Source organism: Nitrosospira sp. TNL200 (genome assembly GCF_055386305.1).
In genome coordinates this window covers 2,138,172-2,159,336 of record NZ_AP041003.1, presented here as the reverse complement: position 1 = coordinate 2,159,336, position 21,165 = coordinate 2,138,172, and the positions used below count along the sequence as shown (strand labels likewise).

Sequence of the window (21,165 nt, the reverse complement as noted above, 5' to 3'; positions counted from 1 at the left end):
TCCGGCGCGCGTAAGTGCGCTGGCGCACGGCTGCCGCCGCCGGCTATCAGGAAAAGCGGGGAGACAGGTAAAAACAAGGCTGGCATCGACCCACGTAGCGGAGCGTTTATACGGATGTGCGAGGTTCAATCCGCGTATCTGATCAGATTATCTGCTTGTCACGGAGTTGCCGATCTGCATTACGGTGGCCGGAGGGACCTCTCCCACGGTGGTCACCATATTGTCTGCCACCGTGCGGGTATAGATGTTTATCGCGCCCCGGCTATGATAAAGGCCTTCGCCAGGACGGGAAATTTTCTTGGACATCGGCTCGATGAAAACCGATACCGCGGCGAGGCCATCGGATAACGCGATATGGCTCACCGGGCGGGATTTATCCGAGAGATTGCGCTTCATTTCCACGATTTTCCTGAATCCGCGCGGGGGGTCCTTGATCTCCCAGCCCAGCTTGCCGCTTCCCGTGCTGGAGGAGACGAGATTGGTGGTGCGCCAGCGATCGGCCTGCGCCAGGTATTTCGATTTCAGCAATTCCTTGTCTATGTCCCCGCCGATTTTCAGTTCGGTAAAGACGAATTGCTCCACTACCTGATCCTTGTCCATCACCGCAGCCTTGAGCAGCAAGCCGGTATTGGCATCCACCCATAATTTCTGGCCATAGCGCTTGTCATCTCTCGGTTCCAGCGTGATGACCTGGCACAGGTAATCGCTGATGCGCTCCTGCCCCCCTTTCTTGACGACGTAATTTTCGTCGAGGTTGGTGAGCGGCTGGGGCAGCAGGGAAGGAAAGACTTTTCGCAGCCAGCGTTTCTCCGTCACTACCGTCTTGCTATCGGGAAGATAGCATTTCATCTCGTCGTTATTGCGGATTATCTCTCGCGGCGCTCCATCGAGCACTTCGCTTTTTTCATGCTCGCCGCCCTCGTTCACGAGATGGATGATGCGCGAAGTTTCAATATCGCCGCCGGATGAATAGATAAAGGTGCCGACGTAGTTGTAGTGCCGGGGGGCGGCGGCAATTTTTTGCAGCCATTCCAGTGCTTCAGGGGATGAGGTTGGTTGTTGCGACGAACTTTGTGGGGATGAACTCGGCTGATTTTGGGCAAACACAGGCTGAACCACTGCTGCCAGCAGCAGGGCGGGCAGGGCGTACCGGATCATCTGGCGGATAGTTCGCGCGATTCCGCAACCGCTCGCACGTAGGGTACAGCTCCGGGCATGGCGGTGCCGGGGGAAAACGCCCGGTGCGCCAGCAGATAGTCGTTGATATGGACCGGGGTCGAGGCTGAAACGTAAGTGGCCGGAATCGGTGGCAATGCGGTGGCAACGGTCTGGGCCGGAGCGGGGGACGCGGGGGAATTATCCGCCACGAGCTGGGCCGGCTGCTCGGCCACCTGCAGGTTCATCCACCCAACCACCGCCGCGGCTGTTATCGAGGCCGCAATGGCGTAGGCTTTCATCCTTTGCTTCGGTACAGCCACGGAGCGTGGCGCGAGAACGGTAGGCTCGCCCGCCAGCCTGGTGCTGACCCGCCGCGAGATGTCGGCGGGTATTGATCCTGTGGTTTGCCCCGACGACTGGCCCATCACATCGCTGATCATGTGATAAATCGCCCATTCATCGCGAAACCGATCTGTTTTTCCGAACTGGGCGACCATGCTTGCCGCATCTGCCGCATCCAGTTCCCCGTCCATCAGCGCCGAAATCTTGTCTTCCATCTTACCACCTCTTATCTTTTCCAGTCCCCAGCAGGGGACGCAATTTTTCCGCTATAGCCTCGCGCGCGCGGAATATGCGCGATCGCACGGTGCCAATTGGACAGTTCATGATGCCTGCAATTTCCTCATAACTCAGTCCTTCGATTTCCCGCAAGGTAATTGCTGTACGCAATTCTTCAGGCAGTTCTTCCAGAGTCTGGTTTACCGTTTGAGCGATTTGTTTGCTAGTGAGTTCACTTTCCGGTGTATTCATTTCTCGAAGATTGCTGGCTTCTTCGAAGCCTTCCGCATCTTCGCTGTCAAATCCGCCCGATGTAGTGGGCGCCCGGCGGCCCTGTGCCACCAGAAAGTTTTTCGCTGTGTTGATCCCGATCCTGTAAAGCCAGGTATAAAACGCGCTATCGCCGCGAAACGAGGGTAAAGCCCGATAAGCCTTGACGAAGGCTTCCTGCGTCACGTCTTCCACTTCAGTCGAATCGCGGATGAACTGGGATAGCAATCGCGCGAGTTTCCGCTGATATTTGACCACCAGCAGATCGAACGCATGTTTGTCACCCTGTTGCGCGCGCTCCACCAATTGCTGATCGACTTCCCGGTCACCCATCCCTGATCCCTGAATGTTATTTTATACCATGGCCTTGCTACGTTCAGCATGGCTGACCAAGTATACCCGTTCAGGGGGTAATCGGGGAATGTCATCCGCTGGATGCCTTAACTGTGCCCGTTTTGATGCACAGACAACGGGCAGTATGGATTAGTTCAGATGAAAACGTGGTTATTACACAAAAAATTGAAGGAGAGTGCGCGGTTGAACCACGATAAATACGTGGCTGCGGCGGTTCTGCCATGACTCTGCTATGATCTTGATTCTGGCTTTCTCAAAACAATGTCATGCAAACCCAGCTGGATCGACTCCGTTTCGATACGCTCATCATTGGGAGCGGGCTGGCCGGGCTCACCCTTGCGCTTCACCTGGCGCGTAGCGGAAAGGTCGGGCTCATCACCAAGGGCGCGCTCCTGGACGGCGCCAGCGGCTGGGCGCAAGGAGGGATCGCCGCGGCGCTATCGGAAGAAGATTCACCCGCAGCCCATATTCGCGACACGCTGATCGCCGGCGCCGGCCTTTGCGATGAAGCGGCCACGCGTTATGTGGTGGAAAACGGTCCGCAGGCCATCCAGTGGCTCATCGAGGAGGGCGTGCCTTTTACCCGGGACCAGGGCAGCGGGACCGGCTATCATCTGACCCGCGAAGGGGGCCACAGCGTGCGGCGGGTCATCCACGCGGCCGATGCGACCGGGCAGGCGGTGCAGGCCACGTTGAGCGAAAAGGCACGCACCCATCCGGATATCACGGTGCTCGAACACCATGTCGCCATCGATCTCATCACCGACATGAAACTGGGCCGCGCGAGCGCACACCTGAGCAATGGCGCCGGCCGCTGCCATGGGGCTTACGTACTGGACAAGGCGGCGGGCAAGGTCAGGACCATTGCCGCGCACAGCACCGTGCTCGCCACCGGCGGCGCCGGCAAGGTGTATCTCTATACAACCAATCCGGACACGGCGACCGGCGATGGCATCGCCATGGGCTGGCGCGCTGGCTGCCGCATTGCCAACATGGAGTTCATCCAGTTTCACCCGACGTGCCTCTACCACCCTCACGCCAAATCGTTCCTCATCAGCGAAGCGGTGCGCGGCGAGGGCGGGTTGCTGAAGCTCCCCGATGGCTCGCGTTTCATGCTCTGGCACGATGAGCGGGCGGAACTCGCGCCGCGCGACATCGTCGCCCGGGCGATCGACTTCGAAATGAAAAAACGCGGCCTCGATTGCGTTTATCTCGATATCTCGCACAAGTCCGCCCATTTTCTCCGCGAGCACTTTCCCAATATCTATAGCCGCTGCCTGGAATTCGGGATAGATATCACCAGACAGCCCATCCCCGTGGTGCCTGCGGCGCACTACACCTGCGGGGGCATCATGACCGACCGCAATGGCAAGACCGACCTGGACAATCTGTATGCAATAGGCGAGACCGCCCATACCGGCTTGCATGGGGCCAACCGCCTGGCAAGCAATTCGCTGCTGGAGTGCCTGGTTTTCGGCCAGGCCGCGGCGCGGGATATCCTGTCGCGGACCCCTCCGCCGGCCATCGAGCTGCCGCAATGGGATGAAAGCCGCGTGACCAATGCAGACGAGGAAATCGTCATCTCGCACAACTGGGATGAACTGCGGCGCTTCATGTGGAGCTATGTCGGCATCGTGCGCACCACCAAGCGCCTGCAGCGCGCGCGGCACCGCATCAATCTTCTGCGCGAGGAAATCAACGAGTATTACGCGAATTTCCGCGTCACCAGCGACCTGCTGGAACTGCGCAACCTGGTGGACACCGCCGACCTGATCGTGCGAAGCGCAATGATGCGCCACGAAAGCCGCGGTCTGCACTACAGCCGCGACTATCCCGAGTTATTGCCGGAGGCGCGGAATACGGTGCTGAGGCGGGGAGACTGAGTATCGTGTAAGAGGCATGCGGCAGCTGATTGGGAATCTCACTCCACCCCGCATGCCTTTCCAATATCGATCGAAAAATCGCATGGCTGCGGGGGCGCCTCCTTCCAGCGCGCGCGGTCCATGGGGCCGGTGCATCCTGCATCTTCCAGCAGCGCGCGGGCGCCGGTCGCATTGCATACCAGCACTGCGGAATGGCGGTCCTGGCGCAGCACCCGGACCTGGTAGCCCCTGAAATTTTCCAGCAGCGCGGGGTCGTGGCGCGTGGCGAAAACCAGCAATTCCTGATTCCCGAGAGCGGATGGCGGGTTCTTGTAGCGGACAGCCGACTCCACCGCCGCCGACAGCTTGGTCAGGGCGGAGGCTTTGATATACATTTCCTCGGCATCGACCTGATCCGGGCTGGATGCGCAGCCGGACAGGAGGAAAATTGCAAGCGCGACGATGATCGCGCTCGCATTGGTTGTACCCGCCGCCTTCACGCCTGTTTCTCCCAGTAGACGTAACGGCCTTTATCGTCCCTTCCGGTATCGAGGTTCCAGTTGACGGCTGCGTTCCGGTGAGTGTCATCGCTTTTGAAAACAGCACTCGAAATGGATGACCATGCGTTCAGCACGTTATTCATGGCGCGCTCGAATATCTGGTCGTAGTGCATCGGGCCGAGCGGTGTGGCCAGGCCTTCCAGATACTGGGCATCGATATCGTCGATGGCAGGATAGGTCAGGCCGATGCCGGCCGCGACGTGACGCGCAAAGGGAGGCAGCAGGTTGCCTTCTTCCGCCTTGTCGACAATAAACCTGAATGATCCGTGCCAGTTGTCGATGATAGGCGGCCTGGACTGGTAAAGGTCGGGATAGGTTGCTTCGAGCATGCCTTGCCAGATACTCACGATGAGCGGATCGAGCCTTCCGCTGCCCGGCGTATCGCAGCAGCCCCAGATGCCGGAATCGAGATGCTCGCTCAGGCCTATTTCCCCGATATTGAGGCGCTGAAAAATATGGGCGTCCTGGTGCATTTCGCAGATCCGGTGCTTTCCCTTGTTTTTCTGGTATTCGCCCACCTTCAGTTCGACGACCGGGTGTATGGTCACGTCGGTAACGACATGGCTGGCATATCCCAGCAGCCATGAAAAGGCTTTCTGGCGGGATTTGCCTTCCATCCGCCTGGCCAGGCCCACTCCTGCCTTCACGACCTCGCCGGTTTTCTGGTAGTGCATGCGATCTGCCCATTCGCAGGCTTCGGGGTGCGCAATGTCCAGGTAGGGATAATCCGGGCTGACGGCGCCAAGCTCGCAAAAACGGAAATAGTCGAGAACCGCAGTGATCGCGTCCCCAGTAAGGCCGTGGCTTTCCAGCCGTGCCGGTTCCCGGATCAGGTTGACGAGCGTGAGATGAGCATAGGCGCCAGGCATGGCGTGGTTTTCCTTGGAATTGCTGGTTGTGCAATCACTGATGACCCTGGCCGGGGAGGCGCGGGGCAAATCTGCGCCGCCGCGCTAGAGAATGCGTCAAGGTTTTTCCGCTTCGAACAGTATGGCCTGCATGGGATAGCGCATGGGATTCGAGCCATACTCTCTTGCCAGCGCTTCCGCCAGCGCCTCCACTATCCTCTCGGGCTCGACTCCTCCGCGCTCTCTTATTTCCTCGATCACAGGGCTGAACACCAGCCCCCGGGCGAAGGCCGTGACGTCCAGAATATCGTATTCCCGCCGCTGAACCGAGATGACGATCCGGTCAAACCCCGAACGGCCGAGCGCTTCCTTGATAGGATCGATCTCGAAGCAGGAAACAGGAAGTTCCAGGAAACCTGGCGGGTTCGACGGAAAGAACTGCTTCAGCACCTCGAAAGTCATGCTGGCGAAGGGATTGTAGCGCCGCGAATCCCACACGCTGAAGAGATATTTCCCTCCATGCCTCAGCGTGCGGTGCGTCTCGCGGAACGCCGCGTCTCTATCGAAGAACATCACCCCAAACTGGCACACCACGGCATCGAATACCTCGTCCTCGAAAGGCAGCGCTACCGCATCGGCAACCTGGAATGTGACCTGCTCGTGGGGAAGAAACTTTGCGCGTGCCACATCCATCATGGAATCGCTGATGTCGATCGCGGTCAGCGACGCGTCCTTGGGGAGCGCATCGCGCAGTTGCCGGGTGACTACTCCCGTGCCCGCCGCGATTTCGAGCACGTGGCGGACCGATCTTTCCGTTGCGCGCCGTGCGATGTCGATCGCATAGGGCTGGAAAAGCACGGGGCCGAGATCACGATCGTATGCGGTGGCGACATCGCCAAAATAACCCACCATTGCCAATTCTCCGGAAAATGTAACTCATGTGGGACAAGAGATGCCACGAAGCTGATCGGGCATCTCCTGAATTGGGGTTGGACCATCGCGCTACCCATGCGCTACCCATGACCCGCTACGCCCGGTCCATACGGATACAAACATGAATCCCTTTAGAAAACACAGGATTCGCCGTCCTCTGGCACCAATACGCGTTGCGTCATGCCCTTTTCATCGATGAATTCACGCAATTCCTTTCTGGAAAGCATGGCATGGTTCACGGATTCCATATGGCTTGCAATAATGGTCGCCTTGGGGGCCGCTTTAAAAACCTCGTAAACATCCTTCTTGTCCATGATGATCGGTTCATAACCCAGGACCTGAGCGTCTCCGCTGTTCAGGACAACGACATCTGGCTCGTATTTCTTCAGGTTTTCCTCGACTCCCTCATACCAGACGGTATCGCCAGCGATATACACCGTTTTTTCATCGGGATGCTTGAATACAATACCGGATACAAGGCCTAATAGCTCAGCGTATTTTTCAACAGTTTTTTCTCCGCCATGCCTCCCTGGGGTTTTGATGAGCGTGATGTCATCAAAAACCGTGTTCTCCCCCATAACCCGAATGTTCTTGAAGCCTTGCCCCTGGATTACCGCTGCATCGTTCTCGTTTTGCGTAAAAATAAGCATGTCCTTGGGCACCAGCTTTATGGCCGCATCGTCCCAGTGATCCGTATGAACATGGCTAACAATGACTGCGTCCACATCAAGAATCTCATCCATCGGAATAGGCAGATCCACGATGGGATTGGCTATGTGGCTGTTGGGCGTACCTTCAAATCCCGGAAAAGCTCCCTTTTCTCCCAGCATGGGATCAACTAGAAATTTTTTCCCCGCATATTCGATAATGATCGTTGCATTTCGTAGCTGTTGGAATTTCATGAGAATCTCCTTAAAGTTTTCTAAAGATATGCAAAACGATTGCCGCCGCAACCGCGGCCAGCAGGGGCCAGAATTGAGCGGCGTTTCCGTACCATGGCGTTCCCACCGTGATAGGGATTTCCAGCATGAAATCGGACTGATTCCCGTCTTTTCCCGATAGGTAAAGCCTGTATTCACCCGTTTCGCCGATACGCAATACCTGGGTGATGGTGCCAGCCCCGTAGACTGCCTCAGGAATCGTCATCAATGTTTTCGACGGCGTGCCGCCTTCCATTTTTGCGAGCCTCATGGCCAGGGGCCAGTCACGCGCAGCTTCCGGGTAAAGAAGATCGATCGTGACATCCAGCGTTCCGGGAGCAGGTATTTTTCCGCACAGGACAGGAACGGACATCGCGCTGTTCGCATTCTCGGGAATTTCATAATCCCCTGGAATGAAATAACCGGAGTACCCTATCACCAGGGACCCCGATTCTATGGTGCACGTGCCGCCGCGAAAACCCTTCGGATAGGTGTTTGACTGATCCCCCTGCGAGCTTACGTGAAACTGCAGGCCAACCGCGACAATCACCGCGAGGGATCCGGTCAGGATCAGGAAACGGCGCATGCCTGTCGATAAATTTGCCCAGATACTATCCATTGATTTCTCCTGTAAAAATTTTGACTAAGCCGATTCTCCGGTGACGGCCCTGGCCTTGACGGAAGATGCCGGATCTGAATCCGCCGGAAGGGAGGGGGTTTTCGCGAGGGAGGGCGCGTACTCCACGCACCGCAAGATATCCCCGGCGGCGAGCCGCGCGATATAGGCGGCCTGGCTGCTTTGGGTGACCATGGCAGTGATGATTGCGCCCTCGATGATCAGGCCCAGTTTCTGGGTGACGATGTCGGGATCTATGGCGCCGCTTTCCACAACCAGTGCCCTGAGCTTTTCAATTATCTGGTCCCGGTACGTACCGGCCATATCCCTTACCCAGTTGCTGTCCTTTTCGTGCTCTGCCACGGCATTGACGAATATGCACCCGAAAAAGTCTTCTTTCTCGAACCATTGCCCGAGAAGGTTGAACAGGCCGAGAATGCGTTCCCTGGTGGAGCACTTCAGATGCGGCAAATCCTGGTCGAACCAGCGAAACCACATGTTTGCCTCCGTATCGAGCACCGCCTTGAGCAGATTTTCTTTCGAACCATAATGCGTATACAGGCTGGCGCGTGCCACGCCGGCCTCCTCAAGAATCCGTGAAATGCCAGTTGCATGTATTCCGGCCTGGCAGAACAGGCGGCGCGCGGCCAGCAGCAACTTTTCCTCTGGCGGTTTGCGGGTTGCCTTCGTCAACTTATTTCTCCACGATCCGCATTGATCGATGCGTGCCCGGCCGTTCGGGGATGCCACGAGCGGCTGGTTGTTTCCCAATTTTTCTTGCGATCCTGCCCGATTCCAGGCGAATTTCCCGCAGCAGGCCACTCAGGGGGTTGACATGCCCGATAAAATACAGCCGCGGAGCATCGGGAAATTCCTGATCCCCCATAACCTCAGGCCTGTCGTCCTGGGTGGTAATGCCGGGAACCCGGACCAGTTCGGTGAGGCCGGTACGAAAACCTGTTCCGGCGACGATCGCGTCCACGCTCAAGGCTGTTTCCCTTGCCTGTCCCGGAGATTGTGTTTCGACGGAATGAAAAACATGTACGGTCTGCTCACTGATTTTCCTGATCGGTCCAACGACGCGGATGCGTCCCGCACGAATATCCTCCACAAAAGGGTAGTAGAGTATTGGCACCACCTGGGTCCTGGCAAACTGCTGGGATACCCGGGATGAAGGAAAAGGAAGGCCGTGGGATGTCAGGTCGCCTATGAACAACCGCCGCAACGCATGCAGGAGGCTATCCACCCATGCTAGCGGCAGGGAAGCCGTCGCCACGCCGATTCCAGCCAGTGGAAAGCCGAAAACGCTTTTAGGGAGGATGTGCGGCGGCGTTCTGACGGATATCGTCACTGTTCTGGCGTGCTTAGCGAGCCTGCTTGCAATTTCGGCGGCGGAATTTCCGCTTCCGACCACCAGTACGTTCTTTCCTGCGTAAGTTTTCGCATTCCTGAATTTCGAGGAATGGATAATTTCTCCAGGAAACGTTTCCTTGCCTTCCCATTCAGGGATGACAGGAATGCGTGCGCCGCCCGTTGCGACAACCACGGCGCGCGATTCGAATGTTTCCCCATCGTGGCTGGAAATAACCCAGATGTTCCGCTCGCGGTCATACTCGATTTTCTCGATGTTGATGCCGGTTCGAACCTTGAATCCTCCCCGTTGGGGAAATGTTTCAAGAATGCGTACGACATCGTCGCGCGAAGGCCACGCGCCGGCCGATCGGGGAAACGGATTCCCTGGGAATTGCGAAAAGAAGCGCCCCGTGTTCAGGCGCACGCCATCGTAATGATTGCGCCAGACATCTCCCACTGCCGCTGTTTTTTCCAGCACCAGCGGATCGAGGCCGATTCTTTTCAGCTCATACGCTGTCGACAATCCGGCGGGGCCGGCGCCGATTACTGCGACATCATGTACACTGGTCATCTTCATTCCACCTCAGTGATCGCATGTGATTACGTAAGCTGAGCCGCTGGTTCGGTTTCCCTGCAGCTGATCTCGACATCGAGCGGGACCGGGCGCATGATCGTATCCGGAATCGGGGCGTTTTTCAGCAGCCTGTCCATGATTTCCTTCACTTTGCCGGAGGGGGAGCTTGTCTGGATATCCACCGCCACCCTGATGCTCTCGTACCCCGGATTGCCGGTTTCAAGGCCGAAGGCAGCACGGAAATTCACGCGACCGGAAACATCGAGCTGCAGTGATTTCACCGTGATGCCCGCGGCGGACAGTCCGCTAATATAGGTGGCGACAAGGCAGCCGCCGATTGCGCTGAGCAGCATGTCTTCCGGCGTAATGCCGTCTCCGCAGCCGCCGTATTGTTCGGGTTCGTCGCCGATGACTTCCTGACCATCCGCCGCACAGGATATGGTGCGGAACCCGTTTTTCCAGACAATGGTCGATTCGTACCGGGGATGGGCGAAAGGCCCGTCTGCATCCGCCTTGATACGATCCCGCGTCGCCCGCAATCTGTCGACGTCAATTCCATTCACGCATTTCATTGCTATCGTTCATCTCCTTGTCATCACTAAGAATACTGATGCCATTTTTGTTCTCCATACATCCAGGAGAACATTAAATAGACCGATCAGTCTAGTTTAATTTTATACCCTGAAAATAGACATTACAAGAGGAAGGGATATAAATTTTTTGAAGCGGTGAATCGCCGTGGTGCGGCCGGATACAGGAAGCAATCGCCGAGGGCGGGGGCGATCCCCGCTGGCGGATTCACGGTTGCAGTGTGGCCCCGATTTCGTTTATTGTTGTTCCTTGTCCCTTTCTCTTTGCTGCAGTCGCGCTTCCCGCTATGAGCCGGGCAAACCGGTTGTGCTTCCAAAGTCCTGTCTTTCAGGCGCGCGGTAAACTCCTCCCAGCGTATCGCGTACCATCCGGGCGATTGCATTTACGGATGGTTTGCTTCACGCTCCATTCGCAGGTTTCCGGCACTGGACGCGTTCCGCCGCCTGATATTGCAACCGTATAACTTCAGTCGTTCCCCCAAGTTGCCGGAACGCTCCGCAAGATTATCCAGAGATCCTTATGTTCACTCATTTCGAAAAAAAGATTCACCCTTATCCAGAATCTGGCAGCAGGATTCCGCCCAAAAGCTTTCTCGCTTTCGTCTGGGAAGCCACCGATGGCGTAAGGCGGCATCTGGTGGCGATGACTCTGATTACCGCGTCCATAGGCGCATTTGAAGCGCTGCTGTTCGCCATGCTGGGCAAAATCGTGGACTGGCTGAAAGACATTCCCCCCTCTTTGTTGTGGGAGCAGGAGCGGCATATGCTCATCCTGTTCGCGGGGTTGCTGGCGGCAAGCCCGCTGCTGGTGTTCGCACAAAATCTTTTCAAGCACCAGGTGCTTGGCGGAAATTTTCCCATGCGGCTGCGCTGGAATTTTCACCGATTGATGCTTGATCAGAGCATGAATTTTTACCAGGACGAATTTGCGGGACGAGTGGCGGCCAAGGTCATGCAGACGGCCCTGGCGCTGCGGGATGTGTGTTTCATCCTGGGGGACATCCTGGTTTATGTGACGATCTATTTTTTTACGCTGGTCGCGGTTGTCGGCACTTTCAATTCATGGATGCTGCTGCCTTTCCTGGGATGGCTGATGCTTTATGTCATCACGTTATGGTATTTCGTGCCGCGCATGAGCCGTGTTTCCCAATCCCAGGCCGATGCGCGCGCGCTGATGACCGGGCGCATCAGCGACGCCTACACCAATATCGCCACGGTAAAGCTGTTTTCCCACGCTGGCAGGGAAGCGGGCTACGCCAGGGCCGCGATGCAGGATTTCCTGCAGACCGTGCACAGCCAGATGAGGTTGATCACCAGTTTCGAGGTCGTCAATCAGGTCATGGGCGCAGCCCTGATCATCGGCGCGGTGGGCGTGGCGTTGCTGCTATGGGTGGAAGGCGATATCGGCGTGGGCGCGGTTGCTGCCACCGGCGCCATGTCGCTCAGGCTCAACGGCATGTCCCACTGGGTGATGTGGGAAATGGCTTCGCTGCTCGAACAGGTGGGCACGGTGCGCGACGGCATCACCACGCTGACACGCCCGCACGTAGTGACGGATGAGCCGGGCGCACAGCCGCTCGTCGTCAAGGACGCCGACGTGCGGTTCGACGATGTGCTGTTTTGCTACGGGGGTGCGACGCCGGTAATCGATCGACTTTCGCTGCATATCCGGTCGGGCGAAAAGATCGGCCTGGTCGGGCGCTCGGGCGCGGGCAAGTCGACGCTGGTCAACCTGCTCCTCCGGTTTTACGACATCGAGCAGGGGCGCATATCGATCGATGGCCAGGACATACGGCAGGTTACGCAGAACAGCCTGCGCGCGAGTATCGGCATGGTGACGCAGGACACTTCGCTGATGCATCGTTCGGTGCGGGACAATATCCTTTACGGGCGGCCCGACGCGACCGATGCGGACATGATCGCGGCGGCAAAGCGGGCCGAGGCACATGATTTCATTGCAGGCCTGACCGATCCCACGGGGCGCCGGGGCTACGATGCGCATGTGGGCGAGCGCGGCGTCAAACTTTCCGGCGGCCAGCGCCAGCGCATCGCCATTGCCCGCGTCATGCTCAAGGATGCGCCCATACTGCTGCTGGACGAAGCCACCAGCGCCCTGGATTCCGAGGTGGAATCCGCTATCCAGTCCAGCCTTTACCGGCTGATGGAGGGCAAGACCGTCGTGGCGATTGCGCACCGCCTGTCTACGATTGCGGCAATGGATCGGCTGATCGTGATGGATCGCGGCCGCATCGTGGAAGAAGGGAACCACCAGTCGCTTATCGCGCTGAACGGGCTTTATGCCAGATTATGGGAACACCAGAGCGGCGGATTCCTGGGGGAATACGTATGACAACGGAGCATGTCCTATATCCGCGCGGTTATGCGGGTCCCAGTTCTGCTTCCGCTGGCCTGACACTCGAGCGTATGTCGGATTCGGTGAGCGAGGGCAGGCAAAGCTCGATGAACCGGTAGGCATAGCCGCGCAGGTAGTGCCCGCGCCGTACCGAGATGTTCGTGATGTTTTTCTGGAACAAGTGCGAGCTATCGAGCAGGTGCAGGTGGACATCGCGCGCCGGGTTGAACGCCATGGATGCAACGATGCCTATGCCCAGTTCGAGTTCCACATAGGTCTTGATGACGTCGGCATCGAGCGCGGACATGGCGATATCCGGTATGATTCCTTCCCTTGCAAAGGCTTCGTCTATTCCCGCTCGTCCGGTGAAGCCTTCGTGATAGGTAATGATCGGGTATTCGGCAATGGCATTGATGGTGAGCGGATGAATGGATTCCAGCGGATGACCGTGCGGGACGATGATGGCGTGATGCCAGGAGTAGTATGGGAAAGAAGCCAGCTCGCTGACGCTTTCCAGCGCTTCCGTGGCAATGCCGATATCCGCTACCCCATCGAGCAGCATGGAGACGATCTCTCCGGGACTGGATTGGTGCAGGATGAGATGCACTTGCGGGAATGCTTTCTTGAATTGCGTCACCACGGGGGGCAGAGCGTAACGCGCCTGGGTATGCGTGGTAGCGATGGTCAGGTGCCCCTGTTCCTGGTCGCTGAATTGCTGTGCCAGGCGCTTGATATTCCGGGTATCCAGCAGGATGCGCTCCACGATCCTGGCCAGTTCCTTTCCAGGATCGGTCAATCCCAGGAGCCTTTTCCCCTTGCGCACGAACAATTCCACGCCTAGTTCGTCCTCCAGGTCCTTGATATGCTTGCTGACCCCGGATTGGGAGGTGTAGAGGGCATTTGCGGCATCGGTCAGGTTGTAGTTCTGCCGGACCGTTTCATGAATGATGCGCAGCTGCTGGAAATTCATGGGATTCCAGGTTGTTTATCGATCAGTGCCATTGTTCACCTTTTCGTCAAGCGGAGGGAATGGGCCAGCATGAAAAGCCCGGCGATTTCTAATGATTCCTAATCATAGCGGCTGCCCTGCAGCCGGCGCAGGGCAGCCACCAGCGCATCGACATCGGCGTAGGTATTGTACAGCGCCAGCGAGGGCCGCACGGTGCTTTCATGGCCGAAGCGGCGCAGGATCGGCTGGGCGCAGTGATGGCCGGCGCGCACGGCGATGCCTTCCCGATTCAGTGCGCTTCCCACTTCCTGCACATCGAATCCCTTGAGCACGAAGGACAGCACGCCTGCCTTGTCCTGCGCGGTACCGATCAGTCGCAGTCCGGGAATGGAGCCGAGGGCGTATGTGGCATAGGCCATCAATTCGTGTTCGTAGCGGTTTATGTTGTCGATGCCGATACGTTCCACGTAGTCGATTGCCGCGCCCAGTCCGACGGCATCCGCGATATTGCCGGTGCCGGCCTCGAAACGCGCAGGCGCCTCGTGGTAATCCGTCCTTTCGAATGTGACGTTCTGTATCATGTTGCCGCCACCCTGCCATGGAGGAGTGTTGTTGAGCAGGTCTCTTTTACCGAACAGCGCGCCGATCCCGGTGGGCCCGAACACCTTGTGGCCGGAGAAAACAAACCAGTCGCAATCGAGCTGCTGCATGTCCACGCGCATGTGGGAGACCGACTGAGCGCCGTCGACCAGCACGCGTGCGCCGACGCGGTGCGCCATTTCGATCATCTGGCGGGCCGGAGTGACGGTGCCCAGCGCGTTGGATACTTGCGAGAAGGCCACGAGCCTGGTCCGGGAGCTCAACAGTTCCTGATATTCATCCAGCATTATCTGCCCATCGCTGTCCACCGGAGCCACGCGCAGTTTCGCGCCTGTTTCACTGCACAGCCGCTGCCAGGGTACGATGTTGGCGTGGTGTTCCAGCCAGGTAATGACGATCTCGTCGCCTTCCCTGATATTTTGCCGCCCCCAGCTCTGGGCGACGAGGTTGATTGCCTCGGTTGTTCCCCTGAGAAAAACGATCTCATCGGCCGATGGCGCGTTGAGAAAGCGACGCACCTTTTCCCGCGCATCCTCATAGGCATCGGTCGCGCGTGCTGCAAGCTCATGCGCTGCGCGATGGATGTTGGAGTTTTCGTGCTGATAGAAGTACGTAAGGCGATCGATGACGGTCTGCGGCTTTTGCGTGGTGGCAGCATTGTCCAGCCAGATCAGCGGACGCCCGTTGACCAGTTCGCTCAGGATCGGGAAATCCCGCCGGATGGCGTTGGCGTCGAAGGCGGGATGCGCCCTTGCGGTTCCTGGGGTCACCGATGCCCGTGCTCCGCTGCCAAAAGGTAGGTGAGGTACGGGAGGAACCACGCCTTCCAGGAAATAGAAAGATGGCTCACCGGCCCCTGGAAGCGGCAGGGCGTCCGCAACAGCCGGCGAGCGGGCGTGGATACCGGGAGCTTCCTGGGATGGAAGCCCGGAAGGCAAACCTGCGAATCCGGCAAACGGGCCGGTATCGGCATACGGAATGCCGCTATCGAATACGGATAGTTCCCGCGCAGCCGCGCCAGCATAGGGAATGGCGGAATGCGATTTTCTCCCTGGCATGGGGAAGGGCGCAAAACCCCGGCCTGGGCCGGCAGCAGCCGATGGCGGGACGCCATACGGTCCCTTGGGAGCAACGGGTGTCGGCGCGGGCGTACGCGAGAACGGCGAGGTGGACGCGGAAGGGGGAATAGGGTATGGCCCCTTGGGCGCCACCGATTGAATTGCGTTTGCACCGGGATAGGAGGCAACAGCGTCCGGATCAGGAACCTCGGATGGTATCCCTGCAGGACGGCTATCCAGAAAAGACGGCGCAACGTGGGCGCCCGCCGCAGAGTGGGGAACATTGTCCGGCGTTCCGAGGGCAGGGAAAGGAGACGCGGGCCAGGGCACGAAGTCGTCCGTCCCGCGTGGCAGCCAGTTACTTTCGCCTGCGGGTTTCCCGGCGATGCGCTGTCCGGGCGGAGTGGAGTATCCCGGCGGAGTCGAATAGAATTCGTTGGCAAGGCGCGTAAGCCCGGCGACATCGGGAAGGCCGTCCGGTACTCCCACTCCATTCGATGCGCCCGTGCCAAAGGGATTACCTGGCGTATACATGCTTGTAGTCATGGTATTTGCCCACCTCGACATCTTCAAGTATGCCGACCGCATCCTCGGTGAGAACCGCCAGCGAGCAATAGAGCGAAATCAGGTACGACGAGATCGCTTTATGATTGATGCCCATGAAGCGCACCGAGAGGCCCATGCCCTGTTCTCCCGTCAACCCGGGTTGATACAACCCGACTACGCCCTGGCGGCTTTCTCCGGTGCGCAGCAGCAGGATGGCGGTCTTGCCCTCGACGACATCGATCTTGTCGCAGGGAATAAGGGGAAAGCCGCGCCAGGTGAGGAATTGCGAGCCAAAAAGCGAAGTGGTGGGCGGGGGAACGCCGCGGCGCGTACATTCGCGCCCGAATGCGACGATGGCCACGGGATGCGCCAGGAAGAAAGCCGGTTCCTTCCACACCCGGGCAATCAGCTCATCCATGTCGTCCGGCGTAGGCGCGCCGGTACGTGTCTTTACCTTCATGCTGTCATCGACATTTCTCAGCAATCCATATTCCTCGTTATTGAGAAGCTCCCGTTCCTGCCGCTCCTTGACGATTTCGATGGCCAGGCGCACCTGCTCGTGAATCTGGTTGTGCGGGCTGCTGTACAGGTCGGAAACGCGGGTGTGGATGTCAACCACCGTGTTGACCGCGCTCAGGTAGTATTCTCGCCCCCACTCCTCGTAATCCACGAAAGTCGTATTGAACTCGCGCTCTTCTTCCCTCTGGGAACAGTCCACGATAATCTTGTTGGGGTCCTTCACTTTGTTGACTCGATAGATACCGGCTTCGACCGGTACCCAGCTAAGCATATGGGTAAACCAGCGCGGCGTGATCAGCCGCAGTTGCGGAACAGTTTTGGTGGCATTGGCAAGTGTACGCGCCGCCATGTCTCCCAGTGCGCTATGCCCCTGATGAATATCCGCCATTCTTTCCTCCTGCTGTTTTGTTGAGTGGATAACGATGCCCGGCGCTCCGTTGTTTTCGCAGCCACCGATAAGTTATTTACAAACCGTTCCAGGGGTCCTCATATCCGGAATTTACCGGCAAAAAAAGGCGCCAGCCCCGTGCCGACGCCTTGAATAAAGGAGAAAACAGTTGCAGAGTTGAAGTTATCAGTTATTTTATATATCGGAAACCAAGAATAATTCATTTGGTTAGAATTTTTATATATATAGGGTTCGGGCAAGGGAATATCGCGAAAAACTGATTGTCTTGCTGTTGGGGCGGGAATCCGGCAGGACGAATAAGGGGGAAACGGAAGCGCTTCAGCTCTCGTTGGATCAGAAGTGGTGGTTGAGCTGGAGAGAGATGATATGCACACCCGTGTCGAAGGAGCCACGGACAACCTGGAGCGACGGGTTGGGGAAGCTCGGACGGTTGATTTCGGCGCCTTCGAAGAACACGTGCGCGTATCCGACGTCGATCGACGTCCGGTCGCCCACCTTCTGGTTGAGGCCCACTGCAAGCCAGAAACGGTCGGAGTCCGGCAGCCGGACAGTCCGGTCCAGGGAGTTGCGCACGGGCGACCGGTCGTAGGCGAATCCAGTATGGAATCGCAGGCGTTGTGTATATTGATATTGCGCCCCAAGGCCTACGCGGAAGCTGTCTTCAAACCCCAGCCGTTCGTTCGCCAGGACGGCGCCGGAAGCCTGGCTTTTGGCTACGATGGCCGGCAGGCTGCCCCAGCCCGTCCAGGTCAGGTCAGCGAGCAACCGCAAACGCTCATTCATCATGTGCGAGATGGCCAGGGATGCGCTGCCGGGCAGCTTGACAGGAACTAACGCGGGAATGGCGACGCCAGGGGCGCTGAGGTGTCCATCCACTTTCAGATCCACCGCTGATCGATAGGTCAGCCCCACGCGCGTGGATTCGGACAGCCGGAACATCGCTCCCAGGTTATAGCCGAAACCGACATCGTCTCCCTTCAGCCGGGTTTGGATGTCCACCGGAACTGGCAGTAGCGAGGTCACCGGCGCCATGTTGCGCAAGTCCGCATCGAACATGACCACGTTGAAACCCACGCCAACCGAGACGTCTTCGTGCAGCTTCCAGGCAATGCTGGGATTGAAGTTGACGGTCGTTATCTCTGATTTCACCCCCTGGTAGCGGCCGATAAAAGTTTTGCTCCAATCCGTGGCGTTGCCGAAGGTCGGCGATACTCCGAGTCCCACGCGAAAGGCGGAACCCAGCGACATGCTCCAGTAGACCGCAGGAATGACCGAAAGACCTCCGGCCTGGCCGCCGTTATCCCCCAGGGGGTAGCTGAGAAAGGCGCCGCTGCCCGTATCGCTGAATCTCAATGACCGGATAAGCAGGTTTCCTGCACCGGAGATATGGTGGCCGGGAGCAAGGTAGGTCATCCCGGCAGGGTTGAAATAAATGGTGGAGGCGTCTTGCGCCACGGCCGCGGCGCCGGCGTAAGCATAGCCGTTTCCGGCGCCGTTCTGGTTTTGCAGCGCGAATCCTGCCGCTACGGCACTGCCGCTGATGGACATGCCCCCTGTCAGCAAGAGAGCCATTAATAATCTGGATGGCTGCATAGTCATTTACGTGTATTCTCAAAGGAGAAATGAAAGGCAGAGCTTCGCGGTGACTTATCGCAACGGGTTCAAAATGGCTCTCTCGAATCATGCATCAGTTTATTTTTAGCTCGAAAGTATCACAACAATCTATTTGTAGCTCAAAAATTGCGTTCTGCCAGAAAGCAAGTTCCATTAACCGCCTGGTTCCGGCGCACTCATGCGCGGATCCGGTAGGAAAATGCGTTACGGCGGATAGGCTCGCGTATGCGAGAGCGGAATGGCGAATAAAAGGAAAAGCGGGGCGTCAGGCGGGTTCTTTCCACTTCCAGCGCAACAATACCCGCAACTGCCGAAATGCTTCCGCGTCGATGGAATCCGGCAGAATCACCAGGCTGCGCGGAAAAAGTTTCTTGCGGTTCTCCCACCAATTTCTCCAGCCCGCCGGTGCCGTCGCGCTCGTGTCTTTGCTTCCCTCCGGGGGGAGGTGGAGCGGCTTCAATTCGAGCACTGTCAGGTAAGGTGCGACAAAGCTGCTGCCAAGTATCCTGCAGGCAGTATTGCCCTCTTTTGTTACGAGGATGCAATTCATATCCTCGGTCAGTTCGAAACCGAGGATAGACCCCCGCGCGCGCCGCGCGATATGGTCCCTCAAATAAAGAACCAGGCTTGCCGCCAGCATGGCGCTGCCTGCGAGTCTAGCCTCTATCGGCAGCGAGAGGGGCCACAGCAGGCCGATAGCCGCGAAATGGGCCATGCCCAGGATGGCAGCCAGGCGGAGGGAGGGTTTCAGGCGCACTGCAAGCAGAGGGGCCGGCGATGCCGGTTTGGCCGGGATGGCGGGAGCAGGCATGGCGGGAGTGGCGGCGGGCGAGGGGACACGAGGGACGGACATGCTGCCATTATCCCGTTTGGCGCAAATCGGGCAAGCCCTGCTGCAGCAAACGGTTCGACGGACGCGGCTGGATACCGCCGGCGCGATTAACGGCGGGACCGGCGTCTATGGAGAGACCATATTGGTTATAATACTTTTCGTGAGTTCCTTTTCTGTTCATAACCGCAGTAAATCGTTCCTGCGGCATTCCGTGCATGGACCCTAGGTGGCAGGCGCATCTCCAAAGCTGTAACGCAAGCATTCAGGATGGCTGCGTTGCGCATTTCGGCAATGGCGCGGCCGAACTGAAGAGCATGGGCTCAGCCACCATCATGGCCGATCTGTCGCATTTTGGCGCGATCCGGTTTTCGGGTGAGGATGCGCAATCGTTTCTTCAAGGCCAGTTGAGCTGCGATGTCGCGGAACTCGACGGCTCAACCGCCGTTTATGGGAGCTATTGCAACCCCAAAGGCAGAATGCTGGCGAGTTTTCTGATCTGGAAAGATCATGGCGGTTTCATCATGCAGTTGCCACGGGAGCTGCAGGCAGGGATTCAGAAACGCTTGTCCATCTACGTGCTGCGGTCCAGGGTCAAACTTGCTGACGGCGGCGATGCGCTGATACGGATCGGCCTGTCTGGCGAACAGGCGCAGGCGCTGGTTCTGGAAGCGGTGAATGAGGTTCCGCCCATGAAAGAGGGTGTTCCTTCGAAGCTGGGTGCGGTTCAGGGGGATAGTGCCGTTGTGCTGCGCCTGGCGGCGGATCGGTTCGAACTCGTTACATCCGTGGAGCACGCCCCAGGGCTATGGGATCGCTTGAGGCACGTTGCCATGCCGGTGGGAGCATCGTGCTGGAGCTGGCTGGATATCCGGGCGGGCATTCCGGTCATCACGTCCGTCACCCAGGAACAATTCATTCCGCAGATGGTAAACCTGGAGGCCATAGGAGGAGTCAGTTTCCGTAAAGGCTGTTATCCCGGGCAGGAGATCATCGCCCGCACCCAGTATCTGGGTAAAATCAAGCGGCGCATGTATCTGGCAAATATCAGGCCGCATTCCGCATCCTCGCCGGTTGCAGCCGGCGATGAATTGTTCGCCGCGGAGATGGGAGAACAACCCGCGGGCATGATAGTCAATGCCGCGCCTTCCCCCGGGGGCGGGGTGGATGCATTGGCGGTAATCCAGGTAGCCGGCATCGGGGAGGGGAGGGAGGATAAAATCAGGTGGAAGTCGCCCGATGGACTTCCGCTTGCGTTCATGCCTTTGCCTTATCCCGTGGAGGATGGTACCTGAATCCGGCAATTGAACGCTGACCGCTCATATCCGGTTTAGAGCCATGATCCACAAAGACTATCCGCTTACTCGACGTTCACCTGTATGATGAGTTCGTGGTGAGCTCGTTATGGGGCGGATTGCGCGATTTTTGCGGCACATGGCGGCGTTGCGGCTGCCTGGAATGGAATGGCCATTGCGTGGCGTTGCGCCTTGCCCTGCGCTTCAGAAACCGCACACTCGACCCTGTCCAACTGCCGGATTCAGGTTGAACCCTGCGGGTGTTCTTGTTCTTGTCTTGTTCAGCGGCATTCCGGGATGAGTTTGTGTTCGGGCTTGCCGTACATTGCTTGTTGCCGCGATAATGGCCGGGTGCTGGATAAAGGACCGCGAAGGGCCGTATCAGGCGCGGCCCATG

Annotated in this window: 19 protein-coding genes; 3 read left to right on the top strand and 16 right to left on the bottom strand. The window is 58.0% G+C overall.

Annotated features, from left to right (window positions below; genetic code table 11):
- Window positions 1–147 precede the first annotated feature (147 nt).
- The 3 genes from ACZ5CE_RS09685 to rpoE are packed head-to-tail and all read right to left on the bottom strand — an operon-like array spanning window position 148 to window position 2,319.
- Complete coding sequence (locus ACZ5CE_RS09685; protein WP_464574700.1) at window positions 148–1,158, bottom strand: MucB/RseB C-terminal domain-containing protein; 1,011 nt, start codon at window positions 1,156–1,158, stop codon at window positions 148–150.
- The gene (locus tag ACZ5CE_RS09680) at window positions 1,155–1,715 is read right to left on the bottom strand and encodes a sigma-E factor negative regulatory protein (protein ID WP_464574699.1); all 561 of its coding nucleotides are present in this window, start codon (window positions 1,713–1,715) and stop codon (window positions 1,155–1,157) included. The genes ACZ5CE_RS09685 and ACZ5CE_RS09680 overlap by 4 nt, the downstream gene beginning before the upstream one ends.
- A 1-nt stretch (window position 1,716) precedes the next feature.
- Window positions 1,717–2,319, bottom strand: coding sequence for an RNA polymerase sigma factor RpoE (gene rpoE, locus ACZ5CE_RS09675; protein WP_464574698.1), 603 nt, complete (start codon window positions 2,317–2,319; stop codon window positions 1,717–1,719).
- Window positions 2,320–2,606: 287 nt separating this feature from the next.
- Here rpoE and nadB point away from each other — a divergent pair, with 287 nt between their 5' ends.
- Complete coding sequence (gene nadB / locus ACZ5CE_RS09670; RefSeq protein ID WP_464574697.1) at window positions 2,607–4,223, top strand: L-aspartate oxidase; 1,617 nt, start codon at window positions 2,607–2,609, stop codon at window positions 4,221–4,223.
- Between the two features lie 38 nt (window positions 4,224–4,261).
- On the opposite strand, the gene ACZ5CE_RS09665 is transcribed toward nadB, so the two are convergent.
- From ACZ5CE_RS09665 to ACZ5CE_RS09630, 8 genes are all read right to left on the bottom strand, one after another.
- On the bottom strand, window positions 4,262–4,702 hold the full coding sequence (locus ACZ5CE_RS09665; RefSeq protein ID WP_464574696.1) for a hypothetical protein: 441 nt from the start codon (window positions 4,700–4,702) through the stop codon (window positions 4,262–4,264).
- Window positions 4,699–5,631, bottom strand: coding sequence for a zinc dependent phospholipase C family protein (locus ACZ5CE_RS09660; protein WP_464574695.1), 933 nt, complete (start codon window positions 5,629–5,631; stop codon window positions 4,699–4,701). The genes ACZ5CE_RS09665 and ACZ5CE_RS09660 overlap by 4 nt, the downstream gene beginning before the upstream one ends.
- Before the next feature lie 96 nt (window positions 5,632–5,727).
- Entirely contained in the window at window positions 5,728–6,522 is a 795-nt protein-coding gene (locus ACZ5CE_RS09655; RefSeq protein ID WP_464574694.1) for a class I SAM-dependent methyltransferase, read from the bottom strand.
- A gap of 152 nt (window positions 6,523–6,674) precedes the next feature.
- Entirely contained in the window at window positions 6,675–7,445 is a 771-nt protein-coding gene (locus ACZ5CE_RS09650; protein ID WP_464574693.1) for an MBL fold metallo-hydrolase, read from the bottom strand.
- Between the two features lie 10 nt (window positions 7,446–7,455).
- Complete coding sequence (locus ACZ5CE_RS09645) at window positions 7,456–8,082, bottom strand: hypothetical protein (RefSeq protein ID WP_464574692.1); 627 nt, start codon at window positions 8,080–8,082, stop codon at window positions 7,456–7,458.
- Window positions 8,083–8,106: 24 nt separating this feature from the next.
- Window positions 8,107–8,772 carry a TetR/AcrR family transcriptional regulator gene (locus ACZ5CE_RS09640; RefSeq protein WP_464574691.1) on the bottom strand — a complete coding sequence of 222 codons (666 nt, stop codon included), beginning with the start codon at window positions 8,770–8,772 and terminating at the stop codon, window positions 8,107–8,109.
- A gap of 1 nt (window position 8,773) precedes the next feature.
- Entirely contained in the window at window positions 8,774–10,003 is a 1,230-nt protein-coding gene (locus ACZ5CE_RS09635; protein ID WP_464574690.1) for a flavin-containing monooxygenase, read from the bottom strand.
- 29 nt (window positions 10,004–10,032) lie between these two features.
- Entirely contained in the window at window positions 10,033–10,569 is a 537-nt protein-coding gene (locus tag ACZ5CE_RS09630) for an OsmC family protein (RefSeq protein WP_464574689.1), read from the bottom strand.
- A 547-nt stretch (window positions 10,570–11,116) separates the two neighbouring features.
- Between ACZ5CE_RS09630 and ACZ5CE_RS09625 the strand changes: the two genes are divergently transcribed.
- Window positions 11,117–12,946 carry an ABC transporter ATP-binding protein gene (locus ACZ5CE_RS09625; RefSeq protein WP_464574688.1) on the top strand — a complete coding sequence of 610 codons (1,830 nt, stop codon included), beginning with the start codon at window positions 11,117–11,119 and terminating at the stop codon, window positions 12,944–12,946.
- 28 nt (window positions 12,947–12,974) lie between these two features.
- Here ACZ5CE_RS09625 and ACZ5CE_RS09620 read toward each other — a convergent pair whose 3' ends face one another.
- The 5 genes from ACZ5CE_RS09620 to ACZ5CE_RS09600 all read right to left on the bottom strand — a co-directional run bounded on the left by ACZ5CE_RS09620 (window position 12,975) and on the right by ACZ5CE_RS09600 (window position 19,497).
- On the bottom strand, window positions 12,975–13,919 hold the full coding sequence (locus ACZ5CE_RS09620; RefSeq protein ID WP_464574687.1) for a CysB family HTH-type transcriptional regulator: 945 nt from the start codon (window positions 13,917–13,919) through the stop codon (window positions 12,975–12,977).
- Window positions 13,920–14,017: 98 nt separating this feature from the next.
- The gene (locus tag ACZ5CE_RS09615; protein ID WP_464574686.1) at window positions 14,018–16,102 is read right to left on the bottom strand and encodes a family 2A encapsulin nanocompartment cargo protein cysteine desulfurase; all 2,085 of its coding nucleotides are present in this window, start codon (window positions 16,100–16,102) and stop codon (window positions 14,018–14,020) included.
- Window positions 16,074–17,009, bottom strand: a complete 936-nt coding sequence (locus ACZ5CE_RS09610; protein ID WP_464574685.1) for a family 2A encapsulin nanocompartment shell protein — start codon at window positions 17,007–17,009, stop codon at window positions 16,074–16,076. Before ACZ5CE_RS09610 ends, ACZ5CE_RS09615 begins: the two co-directional genes overlap by 29 nt.
- Before the next feature lie 354 nt (window positions 17,010–17,363).
- Complete coding sequence (locus ACZ5CE_RS09605) at window positions 17,364–18,629, bottom strand: OmpP1/FadL family transporter (protein WP_464574684.1); 1,266 nt, start codon at window positions 18,627–18,629, stop codon at window positions 17,364–17,366.
- Window positions 18,630–18,909: 280 nt separating this feature from the next.
- Window positions 18,910–19,497, bottom strand: a complete 588-nt coding sequence (locus ACZ5CE_RS09600; RefSeq protein WP_464574683.1) for a protein YgfX — start codon at window positions 19,495–19,497, stop codon at window positions 18,910–18,912.
- Window positions 19,498–19,691: 194 nt separating this feature from the next.
- Between ACZ5CE_RS09600 and ygfZ the strand changes: the two genes are divergently transcribed.
- On the top strand, window positions 19,692–20,768 hold the full coding sequence (gene ygfZ / locus ACZ5CE_RS09595; RefSeq protein WP_464574682.1) for a CAF17-like 4Fe-4S cluster assembly/insertion protein YgfZ: 1,077 nt from the start codon (window positions 19,692–19,694) through the stop codon (window positions 20,766–20,768).
- Window positions 20,769–21,165 lie beyond the last annotated feature (397 nt).